The 24,950-nt window shown below is 71.7% G+C and carries 23 protein-coding genes; 9 read left to right on the forward strand and 14 right to left on the reverse strand.

Annotated elements, in window-relative coordinates; genetic code table 11:
• Positions 1-14: 14 nt before the first annotated feature.
• The 4 genes from ACZ7MG_RS22750 to ACZ7MG_RS22765 all read right to left on the reverse strand — a co-directional run bounded on the left by ACZ7MG_RS22750 (position 15) and on the right by ACZ7MG_RS22765 (position 4,693).
• Positions 15-1,292 carry a M14 family metallopeptidase gene (locus ACZ7MG_RS22750; protein WP_471390866.1) on the reverse strand — a complete coding sequence of 426 codons (1,278 nt, stop codon included), beginning with the start codon at positions 1,290-1,292 and terminating at the stop codon, positions 15-17.
• Positions 1,289-3,253, reverse strand: coding sequence for a Xaa-Pro dipeptidyl-peptidase (locus ACZ7MG_RS22755; protein WP_471390864.1), 1,965 nt, complete (start codon positions 3,251-3,253; stop codon positions 1,289-1,291). Before ACZ7MG_RS22755 ends, ACZ7MG_RS22750 begins: the two co-directional genes overlap by 4 nt.
• 432 nt (positions 3,254-3,685) lie before the next feature.
• The gene (locus tag ACZ7MG_RS22760; protein ID WP_471390861.1) at positions 3,686-4,162 is read right to left on the reverse strand and encodes a F0F1 ATP synthase subunit B family protein; all 477 of its coding nucleotides are present in this window, start codon (positions 4,160-4,162) and stop codon (positions 3,686-3,688) included.
• 51 nt (positions 4,163-4,213) lie between these two features.
• Positions 4,214-4,693, reverse strand: a complete 480-nt coding sequence (locus ACZ7MG_RS22765) for a macro domain-containing protein (protein ID WP_471390859.1) — start codon at positions 4,691-4,693, stop codon at positions 4,214-4,216.
• 81 nt (positions 4,694-4,774) lie between these two features.
• Between ACZ7MG_RS22765 and ACZ7MG_RS22770 the strand changes: the two genes are divergently transcribed.
• Complete coding sequence (locus ACZ7MG_RS22770; protein WP_471390856.1) at positions 4,775-5,473, forward strand: MerR family transcriptional regulator; 699 nt, start codon at positions 4,775-4,777, stop codon at positions 5,471-5,473.
• A 322-nt stretch (positions 5,474-5,795) separates the two neighbouring features.
• Here the strand turns inward: ACZ7MG_RS22770 and ACZ7MG_RS22775 are convergent, their stop codons facing one another.
• The 4 genes from ACZ7MG_RS22775 to ACZ7MG_RS22790 all read right to left on the reverse strand — a co-directional run bounded on the left by ACZ7MG_RS22775 (position 5,796) and on the right by ACZ7MG_RS22790 (position 11,007).
• Positions 5,796-7,970 (reverse strand): 3-hydroxyacyl-CoA dehydrogenase NAD-binding domain-containing protein, encoded by a 2,175-nt coding sequence (locus ACZ7MG_RS22775; protein ID WP_471390853.1) that lies wholly within the window; start codon positions 7,968-7,970, stop codon positions 5,796-5,798.
• Between the two features lie 69 nt (positions 7,971-8,039).
• Positions 8,040-9,254 carry an acetyl-CoA C-acetyltransferase gene (locus ACZ7MG_RS22780; RefSeq protein ID WP_471390851.1) on the reverse strand — a complete coding sequence of 405 codons (1,215 nt, stop codon included), beginning with the start codon at positions 9,252-9,254 and terminating at the stop codon, positions 8,040-8,042.
• A gap of 47 nt (positions 9,255-9,301) precedes the next feature.
• Complete coding sequence (locus ACZ7MG_RS22785; RefSeq protein ID WP_471390848.1) at positions 9,302-10,453, reverse strand: CaiB/BaiF CoA transferase family protein; 1,152 nt, start codon at positions 10,451-10,453, stop codon at positions 9,302-9,304.
• A 173-nt stretch (positions 10,454-10,626) separates the two neighbouring features.
• Positions 10,627-11,007 carry an MmcQ/YjbR family DNA-binding protein gene (locus tag ACZ7MG_RS22790; RefSeq protein ID WP_471390845.1) on the reverse strand — a complete coding sequence of 127 codons (381 nt, stop codon included), beginning with the start codon at positions 11,005-11,007 and terminating at the stop codon, positions 10,627-10,629.
• Positions 11,008-11,110: 103 nt separating this feature from the next.
• On the opposite strand from ACZ7MG_RS22790, the gene ACZ7MG_RS22795 reads away from it, so the two are divergent.
• Entirely contained in the window at positions 11,111-12,292 is a 1,182-nt protein-coding gene (locus tag ACZ7MG_RS22795; RefSeq protein ID WP_471390844.1) for a saccharopine dehydrogenase family protein, read from the forward strand.
• 31 nt (positions 12,293-12,323) lie between these two features.
• On the opposite strand, the gene mmpA is transcribed toward ACZ7MG_RS22795, so the two are convergent.
• The 4 genes from mmpA to ACZ7MG_RS22815 all read right to left on the reverse strand — a co-directional run bounded on the left by mmpA (position 12,324) and on the right by ACZ7MG_RS22815 (position 14,829).
• Positions 12,324-12,470: a morphogenic membrane protein MmpA gene (gene mmpA / locus ACZ7MG_RS22800; protein WP_471390841.1), complete on the reverse strand. Its 147-nt coding sequence runs from the start codon at positions 12,468-12,470 to the stop codon at positions 12,324-12,326.
• 150 nt (positions 12,471-12,620) lie between these two features.
• Entirely contained in the window at positions 12,621-13,310 is a 690-nt protein-coding gene (locus ACZ7MG_RS22805) for an endonuclease V (RefSeq protein ID WP_471390838.1), read from the reverse strand.
• A gap of 46 nt (positions 13,311-13,356) precedes the next feature.
• Complete coding sequence (locus ACZ7MG_RS22810) at positions 13,357-13,683, reverse strand: plasmid stabilization protein (protein ID WP_471390835.1); 327 nt, start codon at positions 13,681-13,683, stop codon at positions 13,357-13,359.
• Between the two features lie 78 nt (positions 13,684-13,761).
• A complete protein-coding gene (locus ACZ7MG_RS22815; RefSeq protein ID WP_471390833.1) occupies positions 13,762-14,829 on the reverse strand; it encodes a WD40/YVTN/BNR-like repeat-containing protein in 1,068 nt (355 codons plus the stop codon).
• A gap of 274 nt (positions 14,830-15,103) precedes the next feature.
• Here ACZ7MG_RS22815 and ssgD point away from each other — a divergent pair, with 274 nt between their 5' ends.
• The 4 genes from ssgD to ACZ7MG_RS22835 all read left to right on the forward strand — a co-directional run bounded on the left by ssgD (position 15,104) and on the right by ACZ7MG_RS22835 (position 19,722).
• Positions 15,104-15,520, forward strand: coding sequence for a spore wall synthesis regulator SsgD (gene ssgD / locus ACZ7MG_RS22820; RefSeq protein ID WP_471390830.1), 417 nt, complete (start codon positions 15,104-15,106; stop codon positions 15,518-15,520).
• Positions 15,521-15,885: 365 nt separating this feature from the next.
• The gene (locus ACZ7MG_RS22825; protein WP_471390828.1) at positions 15,886-17,517 is read left to right on the forward strand and encodes an ABC-F family ATP-binding cassette domain-containing protein; all 1,632 of its coding nucleotides are present in this window, start codon (positions 15,886-15,888) and stop codon (positions 17,515-17,517) included.
• Positions 17,518-17,731: 214 nt separating this feature from the next.
• Positions 17,732-18,508: a dimethylargininase gene (gene ddaH, locus ACZ7MG_RS22830; protein WP_471390825.1), complete on the forward strand. Its 777-nt coding sequence runs from the start codon at positions 17,732-17,734 to the stop codon at positions 18,506-18,508.
• A 236-nt stretch (positions 18,509-18,744) separates the two neighbouring features.
• Entirely contained in the window at positions 18,745-19,722 is a 978-nt protein-coding gene (locus ACZ7MG_RS22835) for an acyl-ACP desaturase (protein WP_471390824.1), read from the forward strand.
• Between the two features lie 57 nt (positions 19,723-19,779).
• Here ACZ7MG_RS22835 and ACZ7MG_RS22840 read toward each other — a convergent pair whose 3' ends face one another.
• Positions 19,780-20,028 carry a WhiB family transcriptional regulator gene (locus tag ACZ7MG_RS22840; RefSeq protein WP_471390821.1) on the reverse strand — a complete coding sequence of 83 codons (249 nt, stop codon included), beginning with the start codon at positions 20,026-20,028 and terminating at the stop codon, positions 19,780-19,782.
• Between the two features lie 166 nt (positions 20,029-20,194).
• Here ACZ7MG_RS22840 and ACZ7MG_RS22845 point away from each other — a divergent pair, with 166 nt between their 5' ends.
• Both ACZ7MG_RS22845 and ACZ7MG_RS22850 read left to right on the forward strand, forming a co-directional pair.
• Positions 20,195-20,986 (forward strand): VOC family protein, encoded by a 792-nt coding sequence (locus ACZ7MG_RS22845; RefSeq protein ID WP_471390818.1) that lies wholly within the window; start codon positions 20,195-20,197, stop codon positions 20,984-20,986.
• A 166-nt stretch (positions 20,987-21,152) separates the two neighbouring features.
• Entirely contained in the window at positions 21,153-22,370 is a 1,218-nt protein-coding gene (locus ACZ7MG_RS22850; RefSeq protein WP_471390815.1) for a glycoside hydrolase family 64 protein, read from the forward strand.
• 104 nt (positions 22,371-22,474) lie between these two features.
• Here ACZ7MG_RS22850 and ACZ7MG_RS22855 read toward each other — a convergent pair whose 3' ends face one another.
• Positions 22,475-23,494 carry a LacI family DNA-binding transcriptional regulator gene (locus ACZ7MG_RS22855; protein ID WP_471390812.1) on the reverse strand — a complete coding sequence of 340 codons (1,020 nt, stop codon included), beginning with the start codon at positions 23,492-23,494 and terminating at the stop codon, positions 22,475-22,477.
• A gap of 117 nt (positions 23,495-23,611) precedes the next feature.
• Here ACZ7MG_RS22855 and ACZ7MG_RS22860 point away from each other — a divergent pair, with 117 nt between their 5' ends.
• Positions 23,612-24,928, forward strand: coding sequence for a DNA polymerase III subunit beta family protein (locus ACZ7MG_RS22860; protein ID WP_471390809.1), 1,317 nt, complete (start codon positions 23,612-23,614; stop codon positions 24,926-24,928).
• The last annotated feature ends 22 nt before the right edge of the window (positions 24,929-24,950 follow it).

Consider the following 24,950-nt stretch of genomic DNA (forward strand, 5'->3'; position numbering starts at 1 on the left):
CGACCCCTACTTGTTCAACAGGTGGTGTCGGGAGCCCCCTCCGTCAGGCGATACGGCGCCCGCGCGTCCAGCAGCAGCGGGACCAGCGCGCGCAGCTGCTGGCGGAGCGGTACGAGGACGCCGGCACCGTCCTCACCTGGGCGTACGCGGACTCCGTGGAGGGCCAGCTCGTCCGCGAACTCCGCGTACTGCTGTGCGGTGAGCCGGTAGCCGCAGGGCGGGTCCTGGATCACCTCGGAGGGTTCGGCGGGGTCGTTGTCGGCGCCGCCGACGTAGACCGGGCCGGTGTCGCGGAGGCCCACGAGCCGGGCCGCGCCGGTGACCCGGTCGACCTGTCGGCCGCGTTCCGCCGCGAAGCCGAACAGGCCCTTGAGAGCGGCGAGTTGGGAGTGCACCCGGCGCCGGTTGTTGACGGGTTCCGGGGTGTCGGCCGTCGGCGGTTCCACCCGGCTCTCGATCAGCAGGCCGACAGAGTGCTTGATTCCGGACATGTTCCGCAGGATGCGTTCCTGGCCGTCGCCCGCGACCTGGCGGATCGGGTCACCGGTGACCGGGTCGGTCCAGATGCCGTAGGTGCCGGTCGAGTAACCGGCGGTCCCGGCGGCCGAGCGGACGTGGCCGAGGGAGAGCGTGCGGGCCTCGGTGTGGACGGCCGGGTCGGTGTTCAGGTTGCGCGGCCAGAGGTCGAAGAGGTCCTTGTCGTAGTACTGCGGTGTGGCGCCGTATTCGTGCAGGTCGTAGACGATGTCGGGTCTGCGGTCGCGGATGACGGCGGCGAGGGCCCGTGCCTCGGCGGTCTGGAGCGCGAGGTGGTCGCGGTTGATGTCGACGCCGTCGCTGTTGCCCCGGGTGTTCGCGGCCCGGCCGTCGGGGTTGGCGGTGGGCACGACGAGGACGGTGGTGGAGCGCAGCAGCCGCTCGGTCCGCGCGTCCCTGGCGAAGGCGAGGTCGCGGATCGTGGTCAGGCAGGCGTCGCGGCCGGAGGGCTCGTCGCCGTGCTGGCTGCAGATGAGGAGGACCGTGCGTGAGGTGGGGCGGGTGCCGATACGGACGAGTCGCAGCGGCCGGTCCTGCTTCGTCGTGCCGATGCGGGTGATCGACACCCGGTCGCTGCGCCGGTCGACGGCGGCCAGGAACTCCTGCTCCTCCGGCTGGCTGGTCCACCGTGCGCCGTCCGACTGTTCGAAGCCGGTGCGCGGCGGGGTGCTGTCGGCCGTGGTCGCCTGCGCGGGCGTCGCGAGGAGGGGCGCGGCGAGCGCGGTGGCGATCAGGGTCGCGATCCGGGCCCTCATGCGCCACCGCCCGGGACGCGGGCGGCGCGGTTCGGGTCGCGTACGCCGTCGAGGACGGAGGACTCCGGGCGGGCGGTGCTGCCCGAGGTGGCCTTCGCGAAGGCCGGGGCGCCGCCGACCAGCGGGACCTTGGCGGATGTGCGCCCGAGGTCGAGGGTCAGGGTGGGGGTGCTCGACGGCGGGTCGATCAGGTCCTCGTCGGTGCCCGCGACGATCAGCGCGAGCCGGTGGCCCGCCGGTACGACGTGGTCGCTGGCGTGCAGGTCGAGGGTGATCGTGTACGGGGTGCCGGGGGTGAGCGGGGCTCCGGTGGTGGAGGAGTGGTTGCCGAGGTCGGCCCAGCCGCGGCTGAAGATCGTGTACTCGACGTCGGCGTTCCTGGCGGTGGTTTCCCGGAAGCAGGAGCTGTCGCCGGTGGTGCTCGGGCCCCAGCAGCTGCGTTCGGTGAGGGTGGTGATGCCCTCGCCCGCGCCGGAGTAGTCGCGGATGGTGTCCGGGCCGAGGTCCACGAGGACCGCCGAGAGGTGGGCGGTGGAGGTGGTGGGCGTGGCGGTGACGGTCACCTGGGAGGAGCCGGACAGCCGCAGGTCCCTGGTGAGCGGCGGGGTGACGAAGCCCGCCTTCTCGGGGGTGGACCGGTCGATGTGGGCGGCCCAGTCGGTCTCGTTCAGCGCGGGGTTGTCGGTGAAGGTCTCGGTGCCGGGCCGCTTGCGCAGGCCGAGGGTGCCGACGCCTGGCTCGCCGCCCCGGGCCGGGCGGAGGGTCGTGGCCTTCGTGGTGCGCGGCGGCCAGACCTTGGCGGTCTCCCACTGGTCCGGGTGGCGTTCGATGTCGGCCATCGGCTCGTCGTCGATGCCGTTGTCGTAGCCGAGGAGTTCATGGTCGAACCAGCGGTGCAGGGTGTCGACCCACTCGGCGCGGCGGAAGTCGAAGGGGTCCACATGGCCGACCTGGGAGAGCCAGATCTTGCGCTCCACGCCGTGCTTCGCGAGGGCGTCCCACCACTGGCCGAAGTGCTTGGCGCGGACGTTCAGGTCCTGCTGTCCGTGGATCACGAAGACGCTGGCGTCGATCTTCCGGGCGTCCTTGACGTAGTCGCGTTCGGTCCAGAGGGGGGTCCAGTCGCCGGTGCGGGGTGCCCCGTCGACGAGTTCCCGCTGGACGGCTCCGCACTTCGCGCGGGCGTCGGGGCTCTCGACGTAGTCCGACAGCCATTCGGGGCCGGAGTTGTAGAGGGGGGCGCCCTCGGCGAAGTAGTAGTCGTACCAGGAGGAGATCGCGCCGATCGGGACGATCGTCTCCAGGCCCTCGACACCGGTGGCGGCCACGCCGTTGGCGATCGTGCCGTCGTAGCTCTTGCCGATCATGCCGGTCCTGCCGTTGCTCCAGCCGGCCTTGGCCCGCGTGGTGCCCGTGCGGGTGGTGTACGCCCTGCCCCGGCCGTTGAGCCAGTCGACGACCGCCTTGGCGGACTGGATGTCGGAGCGGCCGCCGACGTCCACACAGCCGTCGGAACGGTTGGTCCCGGCGAGGTCGACGGCGACGAAGGCGTAGCCGCGGGGCACGAAGTAGTTGTCGTAGAACAGCGGCATCTGGACGACGTTCCCGTTCGCGTCGTACGTCTTGCGCTGACTCTCGTTGCCTCGTCCACAGCAGGAGTAGTACGGGCTGGCGTCCATGATCACGGGGATCTTGCGGCCCCGCTGAGCCGGTTCACTCGGGCGGACGATGTCGACGGCGACCCGGCCGGACCGGCCGTCGCGGTCGCCGTCGAGGCCGGTGTCCACCCAGACGGCCTCGCGGATGGCGTTGTCGTACGAGTAGACCGGTTCGCTCTTCCTGGGGGCCGGGGTGCCGGCGACCGCGGGGGTGAGGAACGTGGCCGTGAGGGCGGCGGCCGTGGCCGCCGTCGCGAGCGATCTCCAGATCGTGAAGCGTGTGCGTCGCACTGGTATCGGCATGCGCGGACGGTACTGCGGTCAACTCCCGTGCAAAAGAGGCCCTTTTGGGGCTCGCGGGGCTTCGGCCACGGTGTGGCCGGAAAGGAGCGTCGGGCCGGGTCGGTCATGTCGGCCGAATGGCGATCGTGTGACAGCGGCGGCCATGGACACGGCCGGGCCCACAGGGACTGAATAAGGTCCGGACAGTCACACGCAAGAGCTCCCCCCACGACTTGGAGTGATTCGTGCACCGCAGACTCATCGCCCCGGGTGCTTTCCTGGCCTCCCTGCTGCTGGCGATCCCGGCCTCGGCGGCCGACTACGCGCCCGGCGCGCCGCCGGGAATCGGCGACCCCTAAGGGCTCGGGGGGATCGGTTCGGTTGTCGGGTGCGGGATCGTCGTGGCTTGTCGCGCAGTTCCCCGCGCCCCTGAAAGGTGGGCTGCGCCCCCTTTCACCGGTGTGGGTGGGCTCTTGCCTCGATCGGTTCTCCGAGGATCTTGCTCGCCAGGGCCGAGGCCAGTTCTGCCGCGTGGGCGCGGAGTTCGGCCTCGGCCGCGGCGCGATCGGTGGCCAGGTGGGCGTGGCCCTCGGTGAGGAGGGTGGTGTACTCGCGGAGGGCGTCGGCGCGGGCTTCGGTGATCAGGGCGGTGCCCTCCTCGAAGGCGTGCTGGCGGATGCGGGCGGCCTCGTGGCGGGCGTCGGCGAGGGCCTGCGCCACCTCGGTCCGCTTGATCTGGATCTGCTCCCGCAGGGCTTCGGCCTGCGCCTCGGTTCCCTTGGTCGCGGCCTCCCGTTCGTCCAGGACGCGCTGGATCCGGGGGACCAGCCGGACGAAGAACAGGAACACCAGGGCGAACAGCACCGCCGCGACCGCGAGTTCCTCGACCACCGGGTTCAACGGGCCGATGTCCATCGGGAGAAGATCCATACCGGTGCCCTACCCGCTCACCCGTGCGCGGTACCGCGTTCCGGTGCGGGATCAGTCCCCGTAGTCGTACACCGTCACCGCGATCCCGCGCCGTACCAGTCGGCCGGTGATCAGTGGCTCCACCCGGGACCACTTCCCACCGGCCAGGCCGCAGCCGATGCGCGGCATGTGGACCGAGGCGTCCAGCTCCAGGGCCTTGTCGGCGAGCAGGCCGAGGGCGGTGTCGATGGCCTCGTAGCGGACGGGTACTCCCTTGCTGCCCGTGCGGGTGCCGCGCTGGCCTATCAGGTTGGCGACCCAGAGGTAGGGGCCGACCTGGACGAACTGGGCGGCGCCGAGTCCGAAGTCGTTGTGCGCGCGGCCTCGGTGCCAGGCTCGGTAGGCCGCCTCCGGCTCCGGCCAGCGGCGGGACAGGGCGAGGACGAAGCCCTTGCCCCAGCCGCCCAGGTCGTTGCAGACATGGGCGATGACCTTGACGCCCTTGCCCAGCGGCACGGTGGCGTCCCCCCGGACGTACGTGATCCCCGACATGACGCCACCGTACGGGGCGGCACTGACAATCGGTGGTGCCCGAGGTGTCACAGCGCTGGTGTGACAGCGATACTGCTGGGCATGACGACGACCGAGACCGGCGAGATCGTGCTCACCGTCGACGAGTTGGCCGCGCGGGCGGGGGTCACCGTGCGTACGGTCCGCTTCTACGGCACCCGGGGGTTGCTGCCGCCGCCGGTGATCGGGCCGCGCCGGGTCGGTCACTACGGGCGGGACCATCTGGCGCGGCTCGCGCTGATCGAGGAGTTGCAGCGGCAGGGGATGACCCTGGCGGCCATCGAACGGTATCTGCGGCGGCTGCCGCCGGACCTCAGCCCGCGCGACCTCGCGCTCCAGCGCGCCGTGGTGGCGTCCTGGGCGCCGGACGCGGTGGAGACGGTCACCCGAGCTGAGCTGGACCGGCGGGCGGGGCGGTCCCTGGGCGAGGAGGAGGTGGAGCGGCTGGTCGCGATGGGGGTGGCCGAGCGGGACGGCGGCGGTCTGCGGGTGGATCCCGGGCTGCTGCGGCTCGGGGTGGAGCTGCTCGACGTGCCCCTGTCCGAGGAGTCGATCCTCGCCGCGCGGGCTGTGCTGGTCGCGCATGCGCGGGCGGCGGCGCGTGAGTTGTCGCGGCTGTTCCGCGACGCGGTGGCGGAACGTGATCCGCACGCCGTGAAGTCTCTGTCGGCCCATATGCAACCGCTGGTGGTGCAGGCCCTGTTGACGACCTTCCAGCGGTCGCTGAGGGACGAGCTGCGGGAGTGGCTCGCGGAGTCGTGACGCCGATCCGCGTGCCCGTCTTTCTCGCCCCCGCCGCCCCTACCCGTCCCTCCCCCACTCTCGGCTGCGCTCGAGCGGGAGGTGCCCCCATCCAGGGGCTGCGCCCCTTCGACCCCCTTTTCGCGCTCCGCGCGGGGGTGGGTGGGTAGGTGCGGGTCGGTGGGGGCTGGTCGCGCAGTTCCCCGCGCCCCTGGAAAAGCGGGGCTGCGCCCCTGCTTTTCGGCCCGAAGGGGCCGCAGGTCCGTCAGGGCCTGCGGCCCTTCAGGGGCGCGGGGAACTGCGCGACCAGCCCCCGCCGGAGCCGCAGCCGACGACCCACCCCTCACTCGTCCGCGAAGCGCTCCCCCTTCTCCGCCATCTCCACCAGCAGGGGCGGCGGGGTGAAACGGGTGCCGTACTGGTCGGCCAGTTGCCGCGCGCGGGCTACGAAGCCCGGGAGGCCGCCGTCGTAGCCGTTGATGTACTGGAGGACGCCGCCGGTCCAGCCGGGGAAGCCGATGCCGAGGAGGGAGCCGATGTTGGCGTCGGCGACGGAGGTGAGGACGCCTTCCTCCAGGAGGCGGACCGTGTCCAGGGCCTCCGAGAACAGCATGCGTTCCTGCATGTCGCGGAAGGGGATGCGGTGGCCGGGCCGGGTGAAGTGCTCGCGGAGGCCGGGCCAGAGCTTGCCGCGGCTGCCGTCGGGGCCGTAGTCGTAGAAGCCCGCACCGCCGCTGCGCCCCGGCCGGGCGAACTCGTCGACCATGCGGTCGATGACCGACTCGGCGGGGTGCTCCGCCCACGTACCGCCCGCCTCCTCCACGGCCCGCCGCGACTCGGCGCGGATCTTGCGCGGGAGGGTGAGGGTCAGTTCGTCCATGAGGGAGAGGACCTTCGCGGGGTAGCCCGCCTGGGCCGCCGCCTGTTCGACGGAGGCGGGCTCGATGCCCTCCCCCACCATCGCGACACCCTCGTTGATGAAGTGCCCGATGACCCGGGAGGTGAAGAAGCCGCGCGAGTCGTTGACGACAATCGGGGTCTTCTTGATCTGCCGGACGAGGTCGAAGGCACGGGCCAGGGCCTCGTCGCCCGTCTCCGCGCCCTTGATGATCTCGACGAGCGGCATCTTGTCGACGGGCGAGAAGAAGTGCAGCCCGATGAAGTCGGACCGGCGGACGACGCCCTCGGCCAGTTCGGTGATGGGGAGGGTGGAGGTGTTGGAGCAGAGCAGGGCGTCCGGTGCCACGACCCCCTCGATCTCCTGGAAGACCTTGTGCTTGAGCTCGGTGTTCTCGAACACGGCCTCGATGACGGCGTCACAGCCCGCGAGGTCCGCCGGATCGGCGGTGGGTGTGATCCGGGCGAGCAGCGCGTCGGCCTTCTCCTGGGTGGTGCGGCCCTTGGCGACCGCCTTGGCGCAGAGCTTCTCCGAGTAGGCCTTGCCCCGGGCCGCCGCCTCGGGCGTCACGTCCTTGAGGACGACGTCGATGCCGGCGCGGGCGCAGGAGTAGGCGATGCCCGCGCCCATCATCCCGGCGCCGAGGACGGCGGCCTTGCGGACCTGGCGGGGCTCGACGCCCTTGGGGCGGTTCGCGCCGGAGTTGACGGCCTGGAGGTCGAAGAAGAAGGCCTGGATCATGTTCTTGGAGGTCTGGCCCGCCGCCAGCTCCACGAAGTAGCGCGCCTCGATGACCTGGGCGGTCTCGAAGTCGACCTGGGCGCCCTCGACGGCGGCGGCCAGGATGGCGCGCGGTGCCGGGTAGGGCGCGCCGTTGGTCTGCTTGCGCAGGGTGGCGGGGAAGGCGGGCAGGTTCGCCGCGAACTTCGGGTTGGCGGGGGTGCCGCCGGGGATGCGGTGGCCGGGCTTGTCCCAGGGTTGCCGCGACTCCGGGTTGGCGTCGATGAAGGCGCGGGCCTTGTCCATCAGCTCGTCCTGGGTGGCGGCCACTTCGTGGATCAGGCCGTTCTCCAGGGCGCGCCGCGGGGTGTACTGGGTGCCCTGGAGCAGCACCTTCAGCAGGGCGTCGGCGATGCCCAGCAGCCGGACGGTGCGGGCGACGCCGCCGCCTCCGGGGAGCAGGCCGAGGGTGACCTCGGGGCAGCCGATCTTGGAGCCGGGGGCGTCGAGGGCGACGCGGTGGTGGCAGGCGAGGGCCAGTTCGTAACCGCCGCCCAGGGCCGCGCCGTTGATCGCGGCGACGACCGGCTTGCCGAGGGTCTCGATGCGGCGCAGGTTGCGCTTGATCTCCAGACCGCCGTCGAACAGTTCCTGCGCGGTCTCGGGGGTGACCTTGATGAGGTCGCGGAGGTCGCCGCCGGCGAAGAAGGTCTTCTTGGCGGAGGTGATGACGACACCGCGGATGGTGTCCTTCTCGGCCTCCAGGCGGTCGGTGATCACCGCGAGGGAGTCGCGGAACGCCTGGTTCATGGTGTTCGCGGACTGGTTCGGGTCGTCGATGACGAGGGTGACGAGGCCCGTGCGGTCCTGTTCCCAGCGGATGGTGGTGCTCTGTGTCATGACAGGGTCTCCGTAGCGTCTTTCCGCAGAAGTCACAGAAGTCTTGGTGGGGGTGATCCGCCGGTCGGCTCAGACGCGTTCGACGATCGTCGCGACGCCCATGCCGCCGCCCACGCAGAGCGTGGCCAGGCCGTACCGCTTGTCCTGCCGCTCCAGTTCGTCGACGAGGGTGCCGAGGATCATCGCCCCGGTCGCGCCGAGCGGGTGGCCGAGGGCGATGGAGCCGCCGTTGACGTTGACCTTGTCGAGGGAGAGGCCCATGTCCTTGACGAAGCGGAGCACGACGGCGGCGAACGCCTCGTTGATCTCGACGAGGTCGATGTCGTCGATGGTCAGCCCGGCCTTGGCGAGGGCCTTGCGGGTGGCGGGGGCGGGGCCGGTGAGCATGATCGTGGGCTCGGAGCCGGAGACGGCGGCGGAGACGATCCGGGCGCGCGGGCGCAGGCCGTACCGCTCGCCGATCTCCTTGCTGCCGATGGCGACGAGGGAGGCGCCGTCGACGATGCCGGAGGAGTTGCCCGCGTGGTGGACGTGGTCGATCTCCTCGACCCAGTGGTACTCCTGCAGCGCCACCGCGTCGAAGCCGCCCAGCTCGCCGATGTCCGCGAACGACGGCTTCAGCTTGGCGAGGGAGTCGGCGGTCGTGCCGGGCCGCATGTACTCGTCGTGGTCGAGGACGACGAGGCCGGAGCGGTCGGTGACGGGGACGACGGAGCGGTCGAAGCGGCCGTCCTTCCAGGCCGCCGCCGCCCGCTCCTGCGACAGCGCCGCGTACTCGTCCACATCGCGCCGGGAGAATCCCTCGATCGTGGCGATGAGATCGGCGCCGATACCCTGCGGCACGAAGTTGACGGCCAGGTTGGTCATCGGGTCGTTGAACCAGGCGCCGCCGTCCGAGGCCATCGGCACCCGTGACATCGACTCGACGCCGCCCGCGAGCACCAGGTCCTCCCAGCCCGAACGGACCTTCGCGGCCGCCAGGTTGACGGCCTCCAGACCCGAGGCACAGAAGCGGTTCTCCTGGACGCCGGCGACCGTGTCGGGCAGTCCGGCGGCGATCGCGGCGGTGCGGGCGATGTCGGAGCCCTGGTCGCCCACCGGGCCGACGACCCCGAGCACGATGTCGTCGACGGCGGCCGGGTCGAGGCCGGGGAAGCGGCCCTGGACCTCGTGGATCAGGCCGACGACGAGGTCGATGGGCTTGGTGCCGTGCAGGGAGCCGTTCGCCTTGCCGCGACCGCGCGGGGTGCGGATCGCGTCGTACACATACGCTTCGGTGCTCACGAGTCTGGCCTTTCCAGTGGCGGGAGGGTGCGGCCCGGGGGCCGGTGTCAGTCGGTGTCCTGGACGGAGGGGGCCGTCGAGAGGCCGGGTATGCCCCAGTCGTGGGCCACGTCCGCCAGGTCGGCGCCCGGCTGGGCCGGGCCGGTGCGGACCGAGGTGGGGGTGGCGGAGAAGCGGGGCGCGGGGGCGGGCTGGGTGATGCCGCCGAAGTCGGTGAAGGTGCCCCGGGCCGCGAGATGCGGGTGGTGCGGGGCCTCGCGCAGCGACAGGACGGGGGCCACACAGGCGTCGGAGCCCTCGAAGACGGCCGTCCACTCGTCCCGCGTCCGGGTCCTGAACCGGGCCGCGACGGTCTCGCGCAGCTCGCCCCAGGCGGCCGTGTCCTTGCGGGCCGGGGCCCGGTCCTCGATGCCGAGCAGGTCGACGAACTCGTCGTAGAACTGCTGCTCCAGGGCGCCGACGGCGATGTACCGGCCGTCGGCGGTCTCGTAGGTGCCGTAGAAGGGGCAGCCGCCGTCGAGGAGGTTGGCGGCGCGGCGGTCCTGCCAGCCGCCGGCGGCGAGCATGCCGTGGAGCATCGTGGAGAGGTGCGCGGCGCCGTCCACGATGGCCGCGTCCACGACCTGTCCGGTGCCGGTGGCGCGGGCGTGGTGGAGGGCGGCGAGGACGCCGGTGACGAGATAGAGGGAGCCGCCCGCGTAGTCGCCGAGGAGGTTGGCGGGGGCGGGCGGCGGGGTGCCGGGGGTGCCGATCATGCCGAGGGTGCCGGTGAGGGCGATGTACGCGATGTCGTGGCCGGCGCGCGGGGCGAGCGGGCCCTGCTGGCCCCAGCCGGTCATCCGGCCGTAGACCAGCCTCGGGTTGCGGGCGTGGCAGGTCTCGGGGCCGACACCGAGGCGTTCGGCGACGCCCGGCCGGTAGCCCTCGACCAGGATGTCGGCGCGTGCGGCCAGGTCGAGGACGGTGTCCGGGCCGTCCGGGGACTTCAGGTCGACGATCACCGAGCGTTTGTTGCGGTTGGTGACGTCGTACAGCGGGTTGACGGCGAGGCCCGCGCCGCCCGGCCGGTCGACACGGACGACGTCGGCGCCGAGGTCGGCGAGGAGCATGGCGGCGAACGGTCCCGGGCCGATGCCCGCGAGTTCCACCACGCGCACACCGGCGAGCGGGCCGTGCCCGGGCGTCTTCGCCACTGCCATGGAGCCCCCATGCTCTGTTGCACATCCGACACGTCTGACACATCTGATGTAACACCAGTGATGCTAGGAACGTGTTCCACTCCGCACAAGCCCAGAATGAGCAAACGCTTAGTCATTGTGCCCGGAGTCACGGCGGGTGTCAGCCTGCCCTCACCGGGCTTGTGCCGCCGGGCTCAGCGGGCGTCCAGCTCCGCTATGAGCCGCTTCGGGGCGATCACCCGGTAGCTCTCCTCGACCCAGTCGCACAGCAACTCCGCGGCCGGGGCGCCCCGCTCCTCCAGAGGGACGCGGACCCAGCCGGCCTTGCCCAGGCCGTACCCCGCGGGCTCGGCGCCGGGGCAGGTCAGGGCGTGGGCATGGGTCTCCTCGTCCCGGAGCTTGACGGTGACGCCCAGCGGATAACCTCCGTCATCCGTCCCGAGGAACACGAACACCTTCTTGTTGACCTTCGCGACGCTCTCGCCCCACGGGAACTCCTCGGCCGCACCGGGCATCGCCAGGGCGAACTCGCGCACCTTCTCCCATTTTTTCAGGGCGTTCTTCGGTACGGTCACGGCCACCTCCGGATCCCGCGCGCTCGGTTGCTCGTTCCTCACGCTAGCCTCAGCCACCGACAACGGCGCGTGGGCGGGTCGCGGGCGAGGCTTGAGGGGTTACATGAGCAGCGGGCAGGGCAGGGCGGAGCGGGCGTACGACATCGTGCTCTACGGGGCCACGGGGTTCGTCGGGCAGCTCACCGCGGAGTATCTCGCCGGGCACGCGCCCGACGGACTGCGCTGGGCGATCGCCGGGCGCGACGCGGACAAGCTCGCGGCACTGCGTGAACGGCTGCCCGGCGGCGCGGAGATCGGCGTGCTCAAGGCGGACGGGTCCGATCCGGACGCCGTGCGCGAACTCGCCCGGCAGACACGGGTGGTGGCCACGACCGTCGGCCCGTACATCACCCACGGCGAGGAGCTGGTGGCCGCCTGCGCCGACGAGGGCACCGACTATCTGGACCTCACGGGTGAGCCTGAGTTCGTCGACCTGACGTTCGTCCGGCACGACGCACGCGCGCGGGAGACGGGCGCCCGCATCGTGCACGCGGCCGGCTTCGACTCGATACCGCACGACCTGGGCGCGTACTTCACCGTGCGGCAGCTCCCGGAGGACGTGCCGATCACCGTGGACGGTTATGTGCGCGCCGAGGGCATGTTCTCGGGCGGCACGTTCAACTCCGCGCTCACCGGGTTCTCCCGCGGCCGGCAGACGATGGCCGCCGCGCAGGACCGCAAGCGGCACGAGCCGCGTCTGGTGGGGCGCCGGGCGTACGCGCCGGTGAGCGCGCCCCGGTTCGCCAAGGAGGTCGGGGCGTGGGCGCTGCCGCTGCCGACCATCGACGCGCAGGTGGTGCAGCGCTCGGCGCGCGCCCTGCGGCGCTACGGGCCGGACTTCCGCTACCGCCACTACGCGGCCGTGAAGACCCTGCCGTACGCGGTGGGCGGGGTGGCGTTCGTCGGCGCGGTCGTCGCGGCGGCCCAGGTGCCGCCCGTACGGCGCTGGCTGGGCGACCGGCTGAAGCCGGGTGAGGGGCCGAGCGAGGAGAAGCGGGCGAAGAGCTGGTTCTCCGTGCGGTTCGTCGGCGAGGGCGGTGGGCGCCGGGTCTTCACGGAGGTTGCGGGCGGTGACCCTGGCTACGGCGAGACGGCGAAGATGTTCGCCGAGTCCGCGCTCTGCCTGGCCTTCGACGATCTCCCGGCCACCGCGGGCCAGGTCACCACGGCGGTCGCGATGGGCGACGCCCTGATCGAACGGTTGCGCGCGGCGGGGATCACGTTCCGGGTGGCGGCGTCCCAGTAGGGCCCCGACTGATCGGCTGGGCCCACCGGGGCTACTGGGCCCAGCCGGTCAGCGTGTAGACCATCCCGGCGATCCAGGCCAGTCCGGCGATCACGGCGATGATCAGTCCGGTCGTCACGGCACGCTCGACGGTCTGGGTGGGTCCGGCGGCGGGCTTCGGTGCTCGGTGCGTCGTCATACGGCACAGCCTGCCGATCATGACGACGCCCCGGCATCCGTACACGTACTCAGTTCGTACTCAGGTTCCCGGTCCGCGCGTCCCTTCGAGAGGTGCCCCGGCGGCCCGTCAGCCGCAGATTGCGCGAACCTCTGTCCGCGCCCCGCGCCTTCAGCGGGCCGTTTCCTGCAGGGCCCGGCGGCACAGTGCGTCGGCGAGGCGGGTGGTTTCCGGGAGGCGGTAGGCCGGGGTGAGGGCGAGGGTGTGGGCGCAGGCGGTGGGGAGGGTGACGCGGTGGCCGACGGAGACGAAGACCGGCTTGACCCCGTCGCGGGTGCGCAGGGCGCGGCCGACCTCCTCGGTGCCCGCGAGCAGCGGCGAGTCGCTGCCGCGCGGGCCGGCGGGGTCGTCGTAGGTGAAGGTGAAGGGGTTCTTGGCGACGCCGATCGTGGGGAGCCCGGTGAGGACGCCGAGGTGGGCGGCGAGGCCGAAGCGGCGCGGATGGGCGAGCCCGTAGCCGTCGCAGACGACCAGCCCGGGGTCGCACGGCAGCGCGTCGAGCGCGGCCAGCACGGTCGGGATCTCACGGAACGCGAGCAGTCCGGGGACGTACGGGAAGGAGACCTGCCCGATCGCCGTGGCCTCGGCGACCACGTCGAGCGTCGCCGCGTCCAGGACCACGGCCGCCGCCGCGACGACGTCCCGTTCGTCGTCGTACGCCACGTCCACGCCGGTGACATGCCCGGCACCGGGCGGCGGCCCGTCCTCGTCGAGGACCACCCTCCCCCGCAACTCGTCCTGTACGGCGAGGGCTTGCTCTTCGGTGGCGGGCCAGCCCGCGGGGATGCGTACGGTCGTCATGGTGCTGACGAGCGTACGCATCCCGGGGCGGCGGCGCGGACCGGGTCTACTTGTTGCCGAGGGCCCGCTTGAGCTGGCTCTTGTTCATGTCCGAACGGCCTTGCACGCCCCGCTTCTTGGCCTCTTCGTAGAGCTGGTCGTAGGTGGGCCCCTGCGCGCCCTTGTGGGAGCGCTGCCCACCGCGCTTGCTCGACGACATGTCCTGGGTGGAGGTGCGGCTCGCGGTCTTCGACTCGCCGGACCGCGCGCGCTCCTTGTTGACGGTCCGGGCGGCGATCTCCTTGGCGCGCGACTCGCTCTCGCCCCGGTCCTCGGCGCTCTCCTTGATGTGCTCGTACTGGCGTTCCCTCTTGGGGCTCGAACCGCGTGGCATGGCCGGTCACTCCCTTCGTGCCCTTCATGACTGGAACGCGCCACGGGTACCCGTTTCGGGCGGTCCCACCCCTGCCGGTCAGTTCTCCAGCCTGGCGACCCGGCCCTGCTCCCCCGCCGCCCAGCAGCCCCGGTCCGGAGTGCAGTCGACGGTGTCGTAGGAGCCGGTGTCGACCGTGCGCCAGGTCCGGCCGCCGTCGGTGGTGAGGTCGGTGCCGGTGGGGCCGACGGCGAAGGCGTTCGTACGGCTGTACGGGAGCCAGGTGACGCCGGAGCGGTAGGCGGGCGGCGGCTGCGCGGCGGCCGTCCAGGTGCGGCCGGTGTCGCCGGTGACGGCCGCGGCCCGCGGGGACGGCTGGTCGGCGCGGTAGTCGCCGCCGACGGCGATGCCGTGCGCCCGGTCGCGGAAGGCGAGCGCGAACACGCCCCGGGCCGGGTCCCCGGCGGGGACGGTCGTGTCGGCGGCCGTCCAGGTCAGCCCCCGGTCGGCGGAGTGCAGCACCCGCGCGCGGGCGGCCCCTCCGGTGGCCAGCCACACATCGCGCGGACCGGAGGTCACCAGGCACTGCCCGCTCGCCGCGAAGCCCGCCTCGCCCTCCAGGGCCGCCGGCATGCCCTCGTTCGGCAGGACGTCCCAGGACCGGCCGCCGTCCTTCGTGGACAGGATGCGGAACTTCCCGTCCACCGGGTCGCTCATGGCGAGTCCGTGGCGGGGGTCGAAGAAGGTGAGGCAGTCGTAGAAGGCGCGCGGATCGGTGTTGCGGAAGGACTCGGTCCAGGTCGCACCGCCGTCGTCCGTGCGGTACACGCGGGAGGCCTCCCCCTCACCGATGGCCAGGACGACCGCCCTGCGTGCGTCGAATGCCTCGATGTCCCGGAACTGCAGATCCTGTGCGCCGGGCGGTGAGACATTGCGCCAGGTCCTGCCCCCGTCGCCGGTGCGCAGCACGGTCCCGGCGGAACCCGCCAGCCACGCGCTGTTCCGGCTGACCGCGGCGAGCCCGCGAAAGCGCACGTCAGTGCCGGTTTCCTTCAGCTCCCAGTGCGGTGGACGGCCCTCCCCGTGTGCCTGCGCGGGCACCGCCAGGGCGGCGGCGAGCGCCGCCGCGGCCAGGCCCGTCGTCAGCGTCCGACTCGTCCGACTCATCCGTCTCGACTGCCCCAAGCCCCTCATGGCGGGCGAAGCTAGTGCACCGGTCCGGCGCCGTCCAGATGGCCTCGGGCGGGAACCACCGGACGGCGTCCGGTGTCCTCTCCCATATCCCGCGTCGCGGGACGAGAAATGGATCACCACAGGGATTGGGCTCGGTGACAGAGGTCACTCGACCCTCCTGTGCACGGATCTGCCCGATCCGGCGTCTTTGCCATTGCCAGGCTTCGGCCATCCGGAATCCGTCCACCCGTCACAAGGGAGCAAGGCGTTGTCCACCGTCATCGAGCAGCCCGTAGAGGCCCGTCTCGTCGCCGCCGCGCCGCGGATGCCGAGCATTCCCGCCACGCTCCACTACGACCCCCGCGACCCCTTCGCGGTCCGTATGACGTTCCCCGCCCCGGCCACGCTGGAGGGTGTCGACGTCTGCTGGACCTTCGCCCGCGAGCTCCTCGTGACGGGTATGGAGGAGTCCGTCGGCCACGGGGACGTGCGCGTCCGCCCGTACGGCTACGACCGGCTCGTCCTGGAGTTCCACGCCCCCGAGGGCACGGCCGTGGTGCATGTCCACGCCGGGGAGATACGCCGCTTCCTGGAGCGTTCGATGGATCTGGTGCCGCTCGGTCTGGAACACCACCATGTCGACCTGGACCACGACCTCGCACAGCTGATGCGGGACGCCTGCTGAGGGCGGGCCCGTGTCACGCTCGATGCGTATTTCTCGATGCGTGTTTCTTGATGCGCATTTAATGCGTTGACAGTCTTCCGAGCCTCTCCGTACGTTGGTGCACGGTCCTGTTGCCGTCGATTGGAGAAGGACGTTGCTCGTCTGAGGTCCTGAGACACCGCGTCACACACCTTGCCGTTTCCCGGCGCCATGCCTCTTCTGGGCATTGCTGTGTGCGTTGCGTGCGACCTCGGCGTACGAGCCGTCCCACCGGCAGCGGGCCTTCTCCCTGAGGAAGGCCGCCCGCGCCACTCGCTCTCGTCGGGCCGCCCCTCGCGGTGTTTCGTACGCGTCCCCCTGGCCGCATCGCACCCGCGAGGTTCCTCATGTCTACTCCCTTGTCCCTCACCTGCACCTCCCTGTCCTTCGCCTGGCCCGACGGCACCCCCGTCTTCGACGATCTCCAGATCGCGTTCGGCCCCGGCCGGACCGGGCTCGTCGGTGTCAACGGATCAGGGAAATCAACCCTGTTGAAGCTGATCGCCGGTGAACTCACCCCGGCCGAGGGTGCCGTCCGCGCGGTCGGCGAGGTCGGCTACCTCCCGCAGAACGTCACGCTCGACACCACCCTGAAGGTCGACGAGGCGCTCGGGATCGCCGCCGCCCGCACCGCCCTGCACGCCATCGAGGCGGGCGACGTGGCCGAGGAGCACTTCGCCGCGGTCGGCGACGACTGGGACGTCGAGGAGCGCGCCGTGGCGACGCTCGGTCAACTCGGCCTCGGTCACGTCGATCTGGACCGCACGATCGGCGAGGTCTCCGGCGGTGAGTCGGTGCTGCTGCGGCTGGCCGCGCTGCTGCTGCGCCGCCCCGACGTCCTGCTCCTGGACGAGCCGACCAACAACCTCGACCTGTACGCGCGGCGCCGGCTGTACGACGCCGTCGAGTCCTGGTCCGGCGTCATGATCGTGGTCAGCCACGACCGTGAACTCCTGGATCTGGTCGACCAGATCGCCGATCTGCACGCGGGCGAGGTCACGTGGTACGGCGGCAACTTCTCCGCGTACGAGGAGGCGCTCGCCACCGAACAGGAGGCGGCCGAGCGGATGGTGCGGGTCGCCGAGTCCGATCTGAAGAAGCAGAAGCGTGAACTCGTGGACGCCCAGGTCAAGTTGGCCCGGCGCAAACGGTTCGGACAGAAGATGCAGGACCAGAAGCGGGTGCCGAAGATCGTCGCGGGTCTGCGCAAGCGCGCGGCCCAGGAGTCCGCGGGCAAGCACCGCATCCTGCACGAGGAGCGGCTCGCCGGGGCGAAGGAACGGCTCGACGAGGCGGTGGAGGCCGTACGGGACGAGGACGAGATCCGCGTCGAGCTGCCGTACACGGCCGTACCGCCGGGCCGGACCGTCCTCACCCTGCTGGACCTGGAGCTGAGGTACGGCGCCCGGGTGAAGGGCGGGCTGGACCTGCGCGGGCCCGAGCGGATCGCGTTGATCGGCCGCAACGGCTCGGGCAAGACGACACTGCTGCGGACGATCGCGGGCGAGCTGGAGCCGGTGAGCGGCGAGACGAAGGCCCATGTGCCGATGCGGTTCCTGCCGCAGCGGCTCGACGTCCTCGACGACGGGCTGACGGTCGCCGAGAACGTGGCCCGGTTCGCGCCGGACGCCACCAACAACCGGGTCCGGGCCCGCCTCGCCCGCTTCCTGTTCCGGGGCGCCCGCGCCGATCAGCTCGCGGCGACCCTGTCCGGCGGGGAGCGCTTCCGGGCGGCCCTCGCGGCCCTGATGCTCGCCGAGCCCGCCCCGCAGCTGCTGCTGCTGGACGAGCCGACGAACAACCTCGACATGGCGAGCGTGCGGCAGCTGACGACCGCCCTGGAGTCGTACGAAGGGGCGCTGATCGTGGCCAGCCACGACCTGCCGTTCCTGGAGTCGATCGGGATCACCCGGTGGCTGCTGATGGAGGAGGGAGAGCTGCGGGCGACGACGCCGGCGGAGATCGAGGCCACCGGCTGACCGGGCCGGGCCGGCGGGAGCGATCCGACGGGGGCGGGCCGGCGGCGGGGGCGGGCGCACCCGGCTCGGCCCGGCCTCGGCTACCGCCGAGTATCTCAGGAGGGCCACAGCCCGCCCACGGGGGTTTTGTCCTCGTGCACCGGGACTGCATGATGGCGGACCGGCGCTGCTTCACGGGCGCCGGAAAACCGTCGTTCGATTCGGAGTCACCCACGTGCCCAGCAGGAAAGCCCTCGTCCGCCGCCCGAGCCCCCGCCTGGCCGAAGGCCTCGTCACGCACATCGAACGCACGAAGGTGGACATCGACCTCGCGGTCGAGCAGTGGGAGGCGTACGGCGACGCCCTGCGCGAGCACGGCTGGGAGACCATCGAGGTGGACCCGGCCGACGACTGCCCGGACTCGGTGTTCGTCGAGGACACCGTGGTCATGTACAAGAACGTGGCGCTGATCGCGCGCCCCGGCGCCGAGTCCCGGCGGGGCGAGACCGACGGGATCGAGGAGGCCGTGGCCGCGCTCGGCTGCTCGGTGAACTGGGTCTGGGCGCCGGGCACGCTGGAGGGCGGTGACGTCCTCAAGGTCGGCGACACGGTGTTCGTGGGCCGGGGCGGGCGCACCAACGCGGCCGGGGTGCAGCAGCTGCGGGCGGCGTTCGAGCCGCTGGGGGCCCGGGTGGTGTCCGCGCCGGTGAGCAAGGTGCTGCATCTGAAGTCGGCGATCACGGCGCTCCCCGACGGTACGGTCGTCGGGCACATCCCGAAGATGGACACCCCGTCGCTGTTCGGCCGCTTCCTGCCGGTGCCGGAGGAGTCCGGGGCGCATGTGGTGCTCCTCGGCGGCGACAAGCTGCTGATGGCGGCGAGCGCCCCGAAGACCGCGGAGCTGTACGCCGACCTCGGGTACGAGCCCGTCGTGGTCAACATCGGCGAGTTCGAGAAGCTGGAGGGCTGTGTGACATGCCTCTCGGTGCGGCTGCGCGATCTGTACGCCTGACCGGGTGACCGCCGGGTGATCCGCTCACTCTTCCGGCCCCGGGACCTGCGCGTCCACGGGGCCTTCGGCGTCCCCGCCGAGCCCGTGCGCCACCCCGCTGATCAGCGCTCTTTACAGCACCCTTAACCTACGGCATCGTAACCTACGGATTCGTAGCCTACGATGCCGTAGGTTAAGGTCACCCGCCCGTGGCCGCACCGGAAACCTCGTCCCCTGTACGTCCCTCTGGAGCGTCTGTGTCGATCACTTCTCCCCACCTCGGCAGCCCGTCCGACGAATGGACCGACGCGCGGCTGCTGTACGCGCTGGAGGAAGTCGTCGAGAAGGAACTCAACCGGCATCTCAAGGTCACCAAGGACTGGATGCCGCACGAGTACGTGCCGTGGAGCGACGGCCGCAACTTCCCCGGCTTCTTCGAGGACGGCGAGGCCTGGGAGAAGGGGCAGTCGAAGGTCAGCGAGGTCGGCCGGATCGCCCTCGTGGTGAACCTCCTCACCGAGGACAACCTGCCCAGCTACCACCACGAGATCGCCACCCTCTTCGGCCGTGACGGCGCCTGGGGCACCTGGGTGCACCGCTGGACCGCGGAGGAGGGCCGCCACGGCATCGTGATGCGGGACTACCTGCTCGCCTCGCGCGCGGTGGACCCGGACAAGCTCGAACAGTTCCGCATGGCCCACATGGGCGAGGGCTTCGAGTCGGACAACCGGCACTCGATGCTGCACACGGTCGCTTACGTCGCCTTCCAGGAGCTGGCCACCCGCGTCTCGCACCGCAACACCGGCCACCACTCCGGAGACCCGGTCTGCGACCGCATGCTGGCGCGCATCGCGGCCGACGAGAACCTCCACATGATCTTCTACCGGAACCTGCTGAAGGCCGCGTTCGAGTTCGCCCCCGACCTCACCATGCAGGCCGTGCGCGATGTCGTCGTCGGTTTCCGGATGCCCGGCCACGGCATGCCCGGCTTCGAGCGCGCCGCCGCGCAGATGGCCATCGGCGAGGTCTACAACATGCGCATCCACCACGACGACGTCCTCGCGCCCGTCATCCGCTTCCTGAAGATCATGGAGATCGACGGCCTCGGCCCCGAGGGCATGAAGGCCCAGGAGGAACTGGGTCTCTACATGGGCGGACTCGACGCGGAGGCCCGCAAGTTCGACGAGAAGCTGGCGGCCCGCAAGGCACGGATGGCCGCGCGCGCCGGGGCGTAGCGTAGCGAGGGAAGGCGGCCCGGCGGGCCGCCTTCGCCGGGCCGCCGGGTCGCGGGATCAGCTGTTCTCGGTGTGTCGCAGTCGCAGTCGCTCTTTCTCCGACAGTCCGCCCCAGACGCCGAACCGCTCGTCGTGGGACAGGGCGTAGTCGAGACACGCGGTACGCATCTCGCACATCCCGCAGATGCGCTTCGCCTCACGCACCGAGCTGCCGGGCTCGGGAAAGAAGAAGTCGGCCCCCGTCTGCGCACACAGCGCCCGCTCCTGCCAGGCACGGTCGATCGGGGTGATCGTGTCGTTGTGCATGCACAGCATCGTGCCGCGCACCGAAAAACGTTCGATCAACGCCACATCAACACACCCCTCCCGGGGCGTGCGGGCCGTGCCGACGCGTGGGCGGTTGTCGGTGGGCGGTGCCAGACTCTGAGGTACGGGCAACGGGCCCCTCGGACCTCATCGGAGGAGCGCAGCCATGCTCACCACCCGTTATGTCACCGGCGCACCGAACTGGATCGACCTCGGCACCCCCGACATCGAAGGCGCCGCGTCCTTCTACCACCGTCTCTTCGGCTGGGAGTTCCGGTCGGCCGGTCCCGAGATGGGCGGCTACGGCTTCTTCCAGCTCGACGGCCGCACCGCGGCGGCCGGTATGCAGAACCCCCCGGAGCAGGGACCGCCGTCCTGGAACATCTACTTCCGGACACCGGACGCCGACGCCACGGCCAAGGCGGTCGAGCAGGCCCACGGCTCCGTGCTGCTGCGGCCGATGGACGTGGCGGACGAGGGCCGGATGGCGATCCTCGCCGACCGGGCGGGCGTGCCGTTCGGCGTCTGGCAGCCGAACCGCATCACGGGCCTCGACGTCGTCACGGACCCCGGCGCGCTGTGCTGGCTGGAGCTGTACACACCGGATCTGCCCGCCGCGGCCGGGTTCTTCAACTCCGTGTTCGGCTGGGAGACCTCCGCGATCGACATCGCCGGCGGCAGTTACACCTGCGTGAACCCCGCGGGCACCGAACCGAGGGCCATGTTCGGCGGTATCGTCCCGCTCGACGAGGACCCGAGCGAGGCGGGGTCCCGGCCGTACTGGCTGCCGTACTTCGAGGTCCCTGACCCGGACGCCGTGGCGGACCGGGCGCGAGAGCTGGGCGGCGAGGTCCGGCTGCCCGCCACCGACCTCCCCGGCGCCGGGCGGTTCGCCAAGCTCGCCGATCCGTTCGGCGCACGCTTCGCGGTGATCAGGAGCGAGCAGCCGCAGGACTGAGGTCGAACGCCGTTCGATGTGTCGTCACCTCCTGAAGCCAACACATTTCTGAGAGCGCTCTCAGTCATAAGTCTTGACGCCTCAACTCCCCCTGGGAACAGTGGGGGCACCACAGCAGGGGCCCCGTCCGCTGTGCCTCCACTCCCCCACGTCCCAGGAGGCCACCGTGATCTCCCGCCGTACGTTCCTGTCCGGAACCACCGCCGCCATCGGTGCGACCACCGTCGGAGGTGCTCTCGGCACCCCCGCCCAGGCTGCGCCCGCGACCTGCCAACTCGCCCTGCGGAACGCCTCGTTGCCGGGCACGGTACGGGCGTACGTCACCGGGCACGAGCAGGCGACCGGCGCCTGGCTGCTGCTGCGGGCCGACGGCAGCGTCTACCGGCCCACCTCGCCCGCGGCGCCGCAGACTCCGCTGCCGGTCGACTGCGCGATCCCGCTCGGCCCGGCGGGCTCGGCACCCACCGTCCTGACGCTGCCTCAGATGTTCGGCGCCCGCGTCTACTTCGTACGGGACAGCACCCTGCAGTTCTTCCTCAACCCGGGCCCGGCGCTGGTCGAGCCCGCCTTCGCCACGCCCGCCGACGCCAACTACGGCAAGACGTGGTCGTTCTGCGAGTTCACGTTCAACCCCACCCAGCTGTTCGCCAACATCAGTTACGTCGACCTGGTGACCGCCCTGCCGATCGGGCTGACGCTGGAGGGCGACGCCACGCACACGGTCGCCCCGCTGCCGGACGGGGCGGTGGACCGGATCGCCGCTGACCTGGTGGCGCAGTCGGCGCGGGACGGCCAGCCCTGGGACCGGCTCGTGATCCGGGGCGGCGACGGCAGGGTGCTGCGGGTCATCTCACCGCAGAACTTGATGGCACCGTACTTCGACCGGCCGGACCAGATGCCGTTCCGCGCCTACTGGGATTCCTACATCAACCAGGTGTGGGAGAAGTACCGTTCGACGGATCTGAGGGTCGACCTCCAGGGCGGCCGGGGCGTCCTGGCCGGCCGGGTCTCCGGCGACACCCTCACCTTCGCCGGTGGCCACACCTTCGCCCGGCCCACCTCGAAGGACATCTTCACCTGCAACCACGGCCCGTTCGCCAACAACCCCGGCGACCCCGACGCCAAGAAGGCCCTCCTCGCCCGTCTCGCCGCCGGCTTCAACCGCTCGATCATGCTCACCCACCCCGCCCAGCCGAACGGGGCGACGGCGGCCGACTACTACCGGGGCACCGTGACCAACCACTGGTCGCGTGTGGTGCACGCCAACTCGCCCATCGGGTACGCGTTTCCGTACGACGACGTCCGGCCGGACGGGCAGCCGGACGTGTCGGGGGCGGCCCATGACGGCAATCCGCGGCGGTTCACGGTGACGGTGGGGGTGTAGCGGCGCGGTCGCTCCGCTGGGGGACGGCGGGGATGGGTTGTCGGTCGGCTGCCGCTTCGTCGTGGCTGGTCGCGCAGTTCCCCGCGCCCCTTTCGGGGCGGGGTCTACGCGGAGGCTCGGTGTATCAGGGTGGTCGGGAGGACGACGCTGGACGGGGCTGCGGCGAGGCCCCGGAGGAGCAGGCGGGCCATCAACTTGCCCATTTCCTCTATGTCCTGACGGACCGTCGTCAGCGGGGGTTCGGTCTGTTCGGCGACCGGGAGCATGTCGTCGAAGCCCACGACGGCCACGTCCTCGGGGACCCGCCGCCCCCGCTCCCGCAGGACGCGCAGCGCACCGGAGGCGGACACGTCGTTGGCGGCGAACACGGCGTCCAACTCCGGGCAGCGGTCGAGGAGTTCCCGCATGGCGCGCTCCCCGCCCGCCGGGGTGAAGTCGCCCTCCACGATCAGCCGGGGGTCGCCGTCCACCATGACGTCCCGGAACCCGTCGAGCCGGTCCACGGCGGAGGTCTGGTCCAGGGGCCCGGTGATGTGGGCGATCCGGGTACGGCCGAGGCCGACGAGATGGCGTACGGCGTCCCGGGCGCCGCCCCGGTTGTCGCTGTCGACGTACACGGTGGGCGTGTCGCCGCGCGTGCCGTCCGCCCAGCCGGGCCTGCCGCCGAACACGGTCGGGACCCCGGCGCCCCGGATCAGCGCGGGCAGCGGGTCGTCCAGATGCAGGGAGAAGACGAGCGCCCCGTCGACATGCCCACCGGCGAGATACCGTCCCACGCGCGCGTAGTCCTCCGGGCCTTCGGTGAGCAGGAGGACGAGCTGGGAATCGTGTGCCGTCAACTCTTTACTGATTCCCCGGAGTTGCAAAGCGAAGAAGGGGTCGGCGAAGACCCTGGTCTCCGGCTCGGCGATCACCACGGCCACCGCGTCGTGCCGCCGGGTGACGAGGCTGCGGGCCGCCTGGTTCGGCACGTACCCGAGTTCCTCGACCGCCCTGCGCACCCGCTCGACCAGCGGTTCCCGAACGCCCTCGCCCCCGTTCACGACCCGCGACACCGTCGCCCTGGACACCCCGGCCCGCGCGGCCACGGCCTCCAACGTGGGACGGGACGCTGTCTCGGTCACTGGGGGACTCTCCTCGGGGCGGATGCGATCAGGATAGACCCGCGCGGGGCGGCGTTGAGAGCGCTCCCGGATCACCGGTGTTGACCTTCGAGTTGGTCGAAGCCCAATGATGGCCGGGTGCCACATGACGAACTGATGCCGATCGGGGTCTTCGCCCACCGCAGCGGGCTGACCTCCAGCGCGCTGCGCTTCTACGCCGACTCCGGGCTGCTGCGGCCCGCCGAGGTCGACCCGGCCTCGGGCTACCGCTACTACACCGCAGGCCAGGTGGTCCGGGCCACCGCGCTGCGCCGGCTGCGCGAGATCGCCATGCCGCTCACCGGTGTCGAGGCGGTCCTCGACGCCGACCCCGAGGACGCGGCGCGGCTGATCGACGAGCACGTCGCACGGGTCCTCGGGGACGCGGCGGCGGCGCGGCGGACGGCCGTCGCCCTCAAGTCGGCCCTGGGTGACGTGCCGGGGGTGCCGGTCGCCACGCTGACGGGGCCCGTGCTGGCCGACGCGGTCGAGCAGGTCCTGACCGCGACCGCGCGGGAGCCGGATCTGCCGGTGCTCGGCGGTCTGCGGGTCGAGGTGGACCGGGAGTCGGTCACCCTGACCGCCACCGACCGGTACCGGCTGTCGACGCGGACCCTGGTGCCGGCCGAGCCGCCGGCGGCGACCTGGGCGGGCACGGTCGACGGCGAGGAGTTGCGGACGGCGGTCGCCGAGGTCCGGCGCAGCGCGCAGGTCCGTGTCGAGGCCACGGGGCAGGGGATCCGGCTGCGGTTGGCGGACCGGGAGGACCAGTACTGCCGTGCGCTCGCGGAGGAGTTCCCCGACTTCCGGGCGATGCTCGCCGCGCTGCCCGAGGTCACGACCCGGGTGACGCTCGCCAAGCAGCCGTTCCTGCGCGCCCTGGAGGAACACGCCGGCGAGCGGATCGCCCTGCGGGTGGCCGGTGACGGAACGGAGGTCCTGGGGGCCGGTCACGGGACGGAGGCCCAGGGGGCCGGTGGCGGAACGGAGGCCCTGGCGACCGGTCACGGAACGGAGGCCCTGGGGGCCGGTCACGGGACGGAGACCCAGGGGGCCGGTGGCGGAACGGAGGCCCTGGCGACCGGTCACGGAACGGAGGCCCTAGGGGCCGGTCACGGGAGAGACGTCCTGGCGACCGGTCACGGGAGAGACGTCCGGGTGGGTGGTGACGAGGGGCCCGGGACGCGCCTTCCGGCCGGCGTGACGGGAGCGGGGATCGACATCTGGTTCGAGCTGACGACGCTCTACCCGGCCGTGAGCACCGCGATCGGCCCGGACGTGATGCTCGATCTACGGGGCCCCGACCAGCCCGTCACCATCCGCTCGGCCGACCGCGGCGATCTCACCACCCTGGCCATGCCCGTTCGTCCGAACACTCCGACCGCTCCGACCTCTCCGGCCGAGCGGCGTCGATGACGACCACGACGACCACGACAAC

The organism is Streptomyces sp. NPDC107538, assembly GCF_055657445.1.

Excerpts from the sequence above, each read along its gene's own strand:
- ACZ7MG_RS22775 (WP_471390853.1), bottom strand. The coding sequence starts at position 7,970 with ATGACACAGAGCACCACCATCCGCTGGGAACAGGACCGCACGGGCCTC.
- ACZ7MG_RS22805 (WP_471390838.1), bottom strand. The coding sequence starts at position 13,310 with ATGACGACCGTACGCATCCCCGCGGGCTGGCCCGCCACCGAAGAGCAA.
- ACZ7MG_RS22810 (WP_471390835.1), bottom strand. The coding sequence starts at position 13,683 with ATGCCACGCGGTTCGAGCCCCAAGAGGGAACGCCAGTACGAGCACATC.
- ACZ7MG_RS22760 (WP_471390861.1), bottom strand. The coding sequence starts at position 4,162 with ATGGATCTTCTCCCGATGGACATCGGCCCGTTGAACCCGGTGGTCGAG.
- ACZ7MG_RS22770 (WP_471390856.1), top strand. The coding sequence starts at position 4,775 with ATGACGACGACCGAGACCGGCGAGATCGTGCTCACCGTCGACGAGTTG.
- mmpA (WP_471390841.1), bottom strand. The coding sequence starts at position 12,470 with ATGACGACGCACCGAGCACCGAAGCCCGCCGCCGGACCCACCCAGACC.
- ACZ7MG_RS22755 (WP_471390864.1), bottom strand. The coding sequence starts at position 3,253 with ATGCCGATACCAGTGCGACGCACACGCTTCACGATCTGGAGATCGCTC.
- ACZ7MG_RS22750 (WP_471390866.1), bottom strand. The coding sequence starts at position 1,292 with ATGAGGGCCCGGATCGCGACCCTGATCGCCACCGCGCTCGCCGCGCCC.
- ACZ7MG_RS22825 (WP_471390828.1), top strand. The coding sequence starts at position 15,886 with ATGTCTACTCCCTTGTCCCTCACCTGCACCTCCCTGTCCTTCGCCTGG.
- ACZ7MG_RS22765 (WP_471390859.1), bottom strand. The coding sequence starts at position 4,693 with ATGTCGGGGATCACGTACGTCCGGGGGGACGCCACCGTGCCGCTGGGC.
- ACZ7MG_RS22845 (WP_471390818.1), top strand. The coding sequence starts at position 20,195 with ATGCTCACCACCCGTTATGTCACCGGCGCACCGAACTGGATCGACCTC.
- ACZ7MG_RS22840 (WP_471390821.1), bottom strand. The coding sequence starts at position 20,028 with ATGCACAACGACACGATCACCCCGATCGACCGTGCCTGGCAGGAGCGG.
- ACZ7MG_RS22815 (WP_471390833.1), bottom strand. The coding sequence starts at position 14,829 with ATGAGTCGGACGAGTCGGACGCTGACGACGGGCCTGGCCGCGGCGGCG.
- ACZ7MG_RS22785 (WP_471390848.1), bottom strand. The coding sequence starts at position 10,453 with ATGGCAGTGGCGAAGACGCCCGGGCACGGCCCGCTCGCCGGTGTGCGC.
- ACZ7MG_RS22795 (WP_471390844.1), top strand. The coding sequence starts at position 11,111 with ATGAGCAGCGGGCAGGGCAGGGCGGAGCGGGCGTACGACATCGTGCTC.